The 7,894-nt window shown below is 70.9% G+C and carries 11 protein-coding genes and 2 pseudogenes; 4 read left to right on the top strand and 9 right to left on the bottom strand.

Going from position 1 to position 7,894, the window contains the following annotated elements; translation table 11 throughout:
- Positions 1-210: 210 nt before the first annotated feature.
- On the bottom strand, positions 211-456 hold the full coding sequence (locus E6U81_RS39180; RefSeq protein ID WP_136234750.1) for a hypothetical protein: 246 nt from the start codon (positions 454-456) through the stop codon (positions 211-213).
- 47 nt (positions 457-503) lie between these two features.
- Here E6U81_RS39180 and E6U81_RS39175 point away from each other — a divergent pair, with 47 nt between their 5' ends.
- Positions 504-698: a hypothetical protein gene (locus E6U81_RS39175; RefSeq protein WP_136234749.1), complete on the top strand. Its 195-nt coding sequence runs from the start codon at positions 504-506 to the stop codon at positions 696-698.
- A gap of 62 nt (positions 699-760) precedes the next feature.
- Here the strand turns inward: E6U81_RS39175 and E6U81_RS41600 are convergent.
- Positions 761-965: pseudogene (locus E6U81_RS41600) on the bottom strand (integrase); the annotation flags it as partial.
- A gap of 86 nt (positions 966-1,051) precedes the next feature.
- Here E6U81_RS41600 and E6U81_RS39165 point away from each other — a divergent pair.
- Positions 1,052-1,858: a S1 family peptidase gene (locus E6U81_RS39165; RefSeq protein WP_240804284.1), complete on the top strand. Its 807-nt coding sequence runs from the start codon at positions 1,052-1,054 to the stop codon at positions 1,856-1,858.
- A gap of 746 nt (positions 1,859-2,604) precedes the next feature.
- Here E6U81_RS39165 and E6U81_RS39160 read toward each other — a convergent pair.
- From E6U81_RS39160 to E6U81_RS39145, 6 genes are all read right to left on the bottom strand, one after another.
- Positions 2,605-3,390: an aminoglycoside phosphotransferase gene (locus E6U81_RS39160; RefSeq protein ID WP_240804283.1), complete on the bottom strand. Its 786-nt coding sequence runs from the start codon at positions 3,388-3,390 to the stop codon at positions 2,605-2,607.
- Positions 3,391-3,461: 71 nt separating this feature from the next.
- Positions 3,462-3,635: a hypothetical protein gene (locus tag E6U81_RS40355; protein ID WP_168714874.1), complete on the bottom strand. Its 174-nt coding sequence runs from the start codon at positions 3,633-3,635 to the stop codon at positions 3,462-3,464.
- The gene (locus E6U81_RS41595; RefSeq protein WP_240804282.1) at positions 3,632-4,051 is read right to left on the bottom strand and encodes a hypothetical protein; all 420 of its coding nucleotides are present in this window, start codon (positions 4,049-4,051) and stop codon (positions 3,632-3,634) included. The genes E6U81_RS40355 and E6U81_RS41595 overlap by 4 nt, the downstream gene beginning before the upstream one ends.
- Positions 4,052-4,247: 196 nt before the next feature.
- The gene (locus E6U81_RS41590) at positions 4,248-4,754 is read right to left on the bottom strand and encodes a hypothetical protein (protein WP_240804281.1); all 507 of its coding nucleotides are present in this window, start codon (positions 4,752-4,754) and stop codon (positions 4,248-4,250) included.
- Between the two features lie 292 nt (positions 4,755-5,046).
- The gene (locus E6U81_RS39150; RefSeq protein ID WP_136234748.1) at positions 5,047-5,277 is read right to left on the bottom strand and encodes a hypothetical protein; all 231 of its coding nucleotides are present in this window, start codon (positions 5,275-5,277) and stop codon (positions 5,047-5,049) included.
- A 5-nt stretch (positions 5,278-5,282) separates the two neighbouring features.
- Positions 5,283-5,489 (bottom strand): hypothetical protein, encoded by a 207-nt coding sequence (locus E6U81_RS39145; RefSeq protein WP_136234747.1) that lies wholly within the window; start codon positions 5,487-5,489, stop codon positions 5,283-5,285.
- A 456-nt stretch (positions 5,490-5,945) separates the two neighbouring features.
- Here E6U81_RS39145 and E6U81_RS39140 point away from each other — a divergent pair, with 456 nt between their 5' ends.
- Together E6U81_RS39140 and E6U81_RS39135 are read left to right on the top strand one after the other, a co-directional pair.
- Positions 5,946-6,941, top strand: coding sequence for a hypothetical protein (locus E6U81_RS39140; protein WP_346766202.1), 996 nt, complete (start codon positions 5,946-5,948; stop codon positions 6,939-6,941).
- Entirely contained in the window at positions 6,938-7,450 is a 513-nt protein-coding gene (locus E6U81_RS39135) for a GNAT family N-acetyltransferase (protein ID WP_240804280.1), read from the top strand. Before E6U81_RS39140 ends, E6U81_RS39135 begins: the two co-directional genes overlap by 4 nt.
- A 339-nt stretch (positions 7,451-7,789) precedes the next feature.
- Here the strand turns inward: E6U81_RS39135 and E6U81_RS39130 are convergent.
- Positions 7,790-7,894, bottom strand: a pseudogene (locus E6U81_RS39130) (IS5/IS1182 family transposase); the annotation flags it as partial.

The raw sequence follows: 7,894 nt of genomic DNA, 5'->3' as shown, positions 1-7,894 counted from the left end.
TACCCGACCATCGTCAAACCATCAGCCGAATACTCAACCACACGCCCCACAATCTCCGTCATGACACCCGACCGTACTAACCACCAAACCCGATCCGACCCGTGTTCCGCCACCGGCAGAACAACACCGATGCCCCTCTGAAACACGGGACGAACCCAGCACTCAGAGACTCGAGATCAACACACCGCCCCCCCTTGGCACCCACCTCAGTCACACCCCAAGCCCCTCCCAGCACATTGGCCACGAACCCACCGACCCAACCACCAGAATCAGGCAAACCACCCGCAGGTTCACGGTGAACAACCCTCCGGCGGCGACGGCCTGGTCGACGCCCATCCCGGCGGCGTGGGCGTCGAAGAGGATCCGGGCGACGTCGATCCCCCGGTCGTCGAGCCGGCCTCTCTGGGCGGCGATGTCGGGCCAGGCCGGGGAAGCGAGGATCGCATCGCGAACCACCCTGAAGGCATCGTCTCCTTCACGCGCCGAAACCCGCCAGCCGGCCCGTGTTCGGCCTTCGAGGGCGCGGGCGGCTGCTCGAAGGCGTCGGCCGCCCGCTGGACGCGGTCACGCACCACGGCCGGGGCGTGGGCGGCGGCCACCGCCAGGAGGTCGCCGAGCGCGGCGACCTCACCGGAGCCCTCGTCCTGCCCAGCACGGCCCGAGAGTTGCGACGCTTCACAGATCCGGTATTCGGCTAGCGCCCAGTCCGCCGGGGACGACGTGCGGGGTGAAGCGTTCCCTGACGCGGGGCATGGGGGTTGGGCACCATCAACGGCCGGGCGGCGGCGTGGGCCAGGCGCTCGTCGAGCTGAAGAGCCGACGGTGCGGCAGCACCGAGCGGGACATCGACAACGCGTCCGCCCAACCCGGCCGCATGGCCTCGGGGGTGACCGTGCGGCCAGCAGCACGCTCGCGTCAACGGACTTCGTGGTCGGCCGCAGTACCGCCGCGGTCAGCGCCCTCGTCGTGGCGGGCGTGACTGAAAACGCGAGGTTAAGGCATCATCGCCTGCTTGAATGGGCGGCGTCTTGATCTCTCCCAGGGAGTGAACATGCCCAACTTCATACGCAAGGCCGCTGTCTTAACCGCGGCGATGGCGGCATCGCTGCTCGCGGTCGTGGCCCCCGCGGCCCAGGCCAACACCCTGTCCCCCGCAGCCCAGGCCGACACCCTCTATCCGATCGGCGGCGGCACCGGGATCTTTCAGCAGTTCGTGCAGACGCCGACGGAAACGAAGATCAAGAGCTGTACGTTGACGGCGGTCGGCTACGACAACGCCGGCAACCTCGTGGGCCTGACCAACGCCCACTGTTTCGTCGACGACGCGGGCAACAAGGTGCACGGCGACAAGGTCTACCTCGACAGGTCTCCGCACGGCAGCTTCTTCGCCCCCGCCCCGTTGCCCAGCAGCCTTGAGTTCCTAGAGGTCGGCGTGATCGGCGAGGTGACCTACATCAGCGAGGGCAACGGTTACTACACCGGCGGTGTGGCAGGACCCGACTACGCCGTGATCAAGTTCGACCCGGCCAAGGTGACCCCGACGAACACGGTCAACAGCCCGTCGGGCCCGGTGACCATCACCTCACTCGGCGCCCGCCCCGCTGTCGGCACTCGCCTGTGCAAGATGGGCCACCGGACCGGAAAGACTTGTGGCAACGTCGTCGGCCACGGCCCGGCGACCATCGGCCGCTTCACCAGCGTCATCGCCACCAACGCTGGCGACTCCGGCGGGCCCGTCGTCAACGGAACCACCCTCGTCGGCAATCTCTGGGGCTTCCCCGGCCACACCTCGATCGAGTTCATCATCAGCGACATGAACACCCGAGGCGGTGTGGGCGCAGGCTTCCACCTCGCCTGACCTCCTGCCATCAGCCCGGCGGCGCCCACTCCTGCGGTGAGCGCCGCCCACCGTTGGCAGCCGGCCAAGAACCGCGGTGCTCGGCAAGCCCGACCCCTGCGTAGGACTTGCCGATCAGCGGCGCGATCCTGCCCCGCCCCGCCGGGCACCGGGCGGCGGCCTGGCTGAGGTCCCTGCCCGGTCCGGCCGGGAACTGGATGGGCTCTCCGGCTGATGCCGTTCAGGAGGCGACCGCCGGCTTGGACCCGGCGGACTGCTATGACCGCGACCGGCACGGCCACGGGGAAGTCCCCGAGAGCTTCGCGAGCAGCTGGACATCGGGCTCACCCTGGGCTCCACCGAGTGGCACACCCCGGGGCACAAGGCGATCCTCCTGGCGGTGACCGGCAGCGTCATCGGCATGGGCGCAGGCGCTCGCCGACGACCCCACCACCGCGATCGAGGAGGACCTGCCCGCGCCGAGCGCGGTACTCGACTGCGCGGTCGACGTCCTCGCGACGGCCGTCCCCTCGGCGTGATCGCTCTCGCCGTGGCCTCGGGGATGGCCTTGTTCCGGGCCTGCCCCCTGGAGGCGGCCCCGGCGCCGTGGAGGCAGAGGAAGGCGTCGGCCGGTCAGTTCCGTACACGCGGTCCATGAGAGCCTCCCCGATGTCGGCGTACTCGCCGCGCGCGGCGAACTGGAGCACCTTGCACAGCGCCGCCAGCTCCCCGAACCGGCCCGCCGGGCTGCCCTGCCGGTCAGGCGTTCACCGGCTGGCCTCCCAGGTGCGGGCGGCGGCGAGCATGTCGAGTGTCCAGGGCTCGGCGCCGTGGTCGGTGATCTGCTCCCACAAGCTGACGGTGGCGTCGGCGAATGCGTCGACGGCAGCGGGCCGGGCGGTGGCGTAGGCCGGGATGCGGGCGGCCCATTGGTGGGCCTGCTCGGGGCTGTGGCCGGAGCGGACAAGCCACACAGCCCATAGGGCGGCGTCGATCCAGGCCGCCCCCCGGGAGGCCCATGCCCAGTCCACGACGCGGACGCCATCGGCGGTGATCAGGACGTTCGTGGGGAACCAGTCCGTGTGCAGCAGCGCGTCGCCGTCGAACAGGTCCGGGGCGGAGGTGTGCTCGCGCATGCGGTCCGGCATGGTCCGCACGGTTACCCCGGCGGGGGCCGTGAGCTGCGACAGCCGGGACAGGGTGTCGGCGACGAGGGACAGGTCCGGGGAGCCGGGCGTGTAGTCGGCGTGACGGCCGTCGGCGTCTTCGAAGGCGAGCAGGTCCCAGCCGTGGCCTTCGGCCCGCCACAGCAGCGCGGGGGCGATCCCGGCCACGTGCGGGTTGATGGCGGCTTCGCGGGCCTGGGTCCAGATCCGTGGATGCCCGGTCCGCAGACCCTTGACGAACAGGGTGGTGGTGACCGTGTAGATGTGGGCGGCGATCTCGGAGTTGAGGCCCCCTCCGGCGGTCTCGTACTTGAGGACTGGACTGGTGCGTTCGGTGATGAGGGCGAGGGCGTCGGTGGGGAGTTCGGTCATGCGGTGGGTGGGCATGAAGGTCAGGCTTCCAGACGTGCGGGGGCCCCGGCGCCGGTTCGCGGCGGGGCCCCCGGTTCGGGCGCGGATTAGTTGTAGGGGTTGTCGTCGCCGCAGCCCTGCGCGGTGGGCGCGGTGTAGGCGGTGATGTCCTCGATGATCTGGACCTCGTCGGTCTCGGCATGGCGGGTCCGGCCGAGGGTGAGGGTCACGGCGCTGGTCAGGGTGGGGGCGGGGCGGGCTTCGAGCAGGGTCGGGCTCATCGGGTGGTCTCCTTCGGTTGGCCGTGCTGGCAGTAGCTGACCAGTGGTGCCTTCGCCTCCTGAAAGATGCGCGCCATCGGGCGGCACACCCGGCACGAGCCGGAGAGCGTGCAGCCTGCGCATCCGCCGGTGCGAAGCATGAGGGGATCGGCGCCGGCGCCGAGTCGAGCCAGACCTTCGACGCCCTCGGCGTCCAGGTCCACGTACGGGTCACGGCCTACCTTGCAGATGGAGGCGTGGCCGTGGGCGTCGACGCGGAAGAAGGTGTGGCCGGCCGGGCACCCGGTGAATGGGGCCCGCCGGGTGAGGTGTTCGGGGGACTGCGTGGGCAGCGTTTCGGCGCCGCCGTGGATGGTGGGCGACATGTTGGCGTACTCCCGCCACGGCAGGCCCAGCCGGCCGGCCCATGCCCGCATTGCGTGCTGCTCGTGGCGTTGCGGCGGGTGATGATCAGGCTGAGTTCCAGGTTCAAGCCGGCGTCTACGGCATTGTCGAGGCCGCGGGAGAACTTCCGGAAACCTCCGCGGCGGCGGGTGAGGCCGTCGTACGTCTCCGCGCTCGCCCCGTACACGGACAGGGTGAGCTTCGCCGGCCGGTAGGTGGTGAGGAGGGTCATGGTGGGCTCGTGCCACAGCCGTGAGCCGGCGAGAGGAGTTTCACCACCATGCCGAGGCGGTGGGCGTAGCGGTAGGCGGAGGGGAAGTCGGGGTCGACGAGGGGTTCGCCGCCGGTGATCTCCAGCCACGCGACTCCGGCGTCCCGCATGACGCGCAGGAGGTGCTTCTTGCGCGGGCGGGTGAGGCCTTCGAACCGCTTCTCCCCGAGGTAGCAGTGTTCACAGTCGTAGTCGCAGCCGAGGTTGATCTCCCAGGTGCCGCGGGAGTGCCGGAACCGGCCCGGGTGGCGGACACGTACGACAGTGGAGACGCGGTGCCCGGTGAGGTTGAGGTCCCACGCTGTGCGGGCGGTGTCGGCCAGCCACGCGGGGGTGATGGCGGCGCGGGTGACGGCCTGCCGCAGCTCCATGCACCTGCGTGCGGGGATCTTCACCGCACGAGGGCTGTCGGCGCGCAGAAGAAGGTGTTCGTCCTCGTACGGGGCGGCGATCAGGGCGTGCACGGATCCTCCTCGGGTGGCAGGGCGGTTTGCGGGTTGGCGGCGGGGGTGTGCAGGCGGGAGCCGAGGCTCGCCCAGCGCGCGCCGCCGGTCCGGCCGCGTGGGTCGCCGGTTGTGTGCGGCTCCGCAGCCGGTGTTCCGGGGCGTGGAGGATGGTCGCGGAACAGCCCGGCCGCGGGCAGTCAAAGGGCAGTGCCGTCCGCACACCGGCACGTGTTCACCGGCGGGTCCGGGGCGTGGCCACGTAGAGCAACGGCCAAGCCTGCCGGACGGTGGTGAGGCTGGCGGCGGCCAGTCACGGGGCGCCCAACGCGGCTCCCTGTATCAGGACCTGTGCCTCCCGGCCGGAGGACAGGCGCAACCACAGGTAGGCAGTGCCGCAGTCCACTCCGGCCCATCCGGAGCCAATCTGCACGACGGTTCCGGTGACCCGCTCCGGCTGCCGGCGGCTGCGCTCTTCGGGCGGTACAACGGTCCAGCCGGTCACGGTGTCGCCGATCTCGTACGGGCAGTGGGCGCGGGTCATGGTCGTCACCTCGCCCCCGGATGCGGCTGGTCGGGCTCGTCGGGCAGGCGGGCCTGCCGGGGGCCCGTGAACGCGGGGTCGAGGTCCAGGTATCGGTCGGCGGCGGCGAGGAAGCGGGCGAAGCTGCCGGCGGCGCGCTCCCGCAGGCCGGGGCTCGGGGCCCCGTACGGCGCGGGGAGCATGGGGCGGGGTCTGGCGGACGCGGTGTTCACCGTCTTCCTCCGGGGGTCGGTCCGGGGCGGGCGCCGACCCGTGACGGGACGGCAGGTGACCAGTGAACGCCCACGGCCGCGGGCCAGACAGGAAGGATTGGGGTGGTCCGACTCTCCTCCAACCGGAAGACTTTGCGTGCGCATTACCGGCCACCTGGTTCGGAGTATGGCCGTGCGGCTACGTTCTGCGTCATGGCGGGCAATGACGCACTCCGAGCACGCGTGGCCGAACTCGGCCTGACACAGGACGAGTTAGCAGGCCACATGAACACGGCACTCCTGCGGATCACCGGCAGACCGGGCGAGGTGTCCGCACGGACCGTGCGGAACCTCCTGAACGGGACGACGCGGCAGCCGATCGGCCGGACGCGCGCAGCACTGGAAGACGTGTTCGGATGCCCCATCACCGATCTAGGGTTCGGCACACCTCGAACCACCGCCCCACCGGAGGACCCCGTGCTCCGACGCACCTTCATCACCTCCAGCGCCGCCGTTGCCGCGGCCGCCGTCGCTTCACCCCCGGCGGCCGCGGCCCCCCAGCGCGTCGGAGCGACCGATGTCGCCCGCCTCGAATCCGGGCTCGGGCGCCTGACCGAGATCGACGACCGGCAGGGAGGCCACCACGCCCTGGAGCGGGCCGCGCTCGCCGGAGCCACCGCCGCCCTCGCCCTGACCCGCGAGAATGCTTCCGCGCGGACTCGCGGCCGCCTGTTCGCCATCGCCTCCGACTACACATGTTGGGCTGCGTGGTCGTCCATCGACGCCCGCCGGCTCGATCATGCGGAGACCTACCTCGACCGGGCGCTGTCACTGGCCGGCCTCGGCAGCGACACCACAGCCGCGCTGCGGGTGTGGAACTTCCGCTCGATGCTCGCCTACCAGCGGGGCGACGGCGCCACCGCGCTCGCCGCCGGGCACGCAGCGCAGACCGCCACGATCACCCGCCGGGATCCGCTGTTCGCGTCCCTGGCGCACGCGAGGACGGCCGTGGCGCATTCCCACGCCGGAGACCGGCAGGCAGCCTTGCGCTCCCTGGGGCGGGCGGAAGGCGCCCTCGGTCGGGCGCGCGAAGTGCACCGTCCGTCGTGGGCCGACTTCTACGGCCGGGCCGAGCTCGACGCGCTCACCGCGATCGTGCAGGACAACGTGGGTCTGGGCGCGGAGGCCGAAGCCTCCTCGTACCGGGCGCTCGCCCAGATCCCCGCCCGCTTCCGGCGCAACCGGGCGCTCGCGACGGCCCGCCTCGCCCTCGCGCAGCTCCACCAGGGCGAAGCCGAGCTGGCGTGCACCTCCGCCGCCAGCGTCTTCACCGTGATGGACGGCGACCCGCTGCCCGCCCGGATGCGGACCCTCCTCGGAGACTTCCACCGTGACCTGCTGACCGCGGCACCGGGCTCGGCCGCCGCCATCAACTGGACCGACAACCTGCGCACGAACTGGAGCCGACCTTGATAGAGCTGCGGACCTTCACCCACACCGACCTCCCCACCATCCGGCAGACCCTCATCGACATCCACGCCCACATCCCCGAGTACCCCGCCGACGACGAGTTCGCCCAGCGCTTCCCGTGGTTCGTGGACCACTGGGGGAAGAACCCCGGCTTCGTGTGCGTCATGGGCTACGACGGCCCGACCCCGGTCGGCTACGCCTACGGGGCGCCGCTCACCGAAGGCCGGGAGTGGTGGCGCGGGCAGCTCGACCCCGTGCCCGAGAAGACGGTGACATTCGCAGTGTCGGAGCTGATGGTCCTGCCGAGGTGGCGCAAGACCGGCACAGCCGAGCGGCTGCACGCGACACTGCTGCACGGCCGGCCGGAGGCCCTGGCCGTGCTGCTCGTCGACACCACGCACCCGAAGGTGCAGTCGGCGTACGAGGAGTGGGGCTACAGCAAAGTCGGTGAGCAGCAGCCGTTCCCCGACTCCCCCGTATACGCCGTCATGCTCCGCCCCCTCCCCGCATAAGTTGCAGCGGCGGCTCGCCGTCGGGCAGCGTTGAACCGCTCCGTTCGTCGCTCCGCATACTGGCGTGCTGCAGCGAGGAGCCGCTGCCCGGCGCGGTCCGCACCAGCCTGTTCAGCGACGTTAGCCGGAAGCCATGCCGGAGTGGCGGATCAAGGCAAGGCATGCACATTGCCCCGACTTGCCCATTTTCGGCCAAATATGCGCGACAGGGGACGCCGACCGGGTCACGCGAACGCCTACGGCTGCTTGTGGACTGTGAGCACCCGATCACCGAAGACCTGAGCCCGACCTGCTCCGCACGCCTCGAACGGGCGAGCCCTAGGAGTTGTCGTCAAAGTGTCACGCCCACATCAGGAGCGACGCGAGGGTGACGGCTGCTTGGTAGGACTGGGCGGTCTTGTCGTACCTGGTCGCGATGCCGCGCCACTGCTTGAGCCGGTTGAA

The sequence above is a fragment of the Streptomyces sp. A0592 genome, assembly GCF_004795115.1.
Lineage (GTDB): Bacteria > Actinomycetota > Actinomycetes > Streptomycetales > Streptomycetaceae > Streptomyces > Streptomyces erythrochromogenes.
Note: the sequence above shows the minus strand (reverse complement) of the source record. Positions and strands in the feature narration are given on the sequence as shown.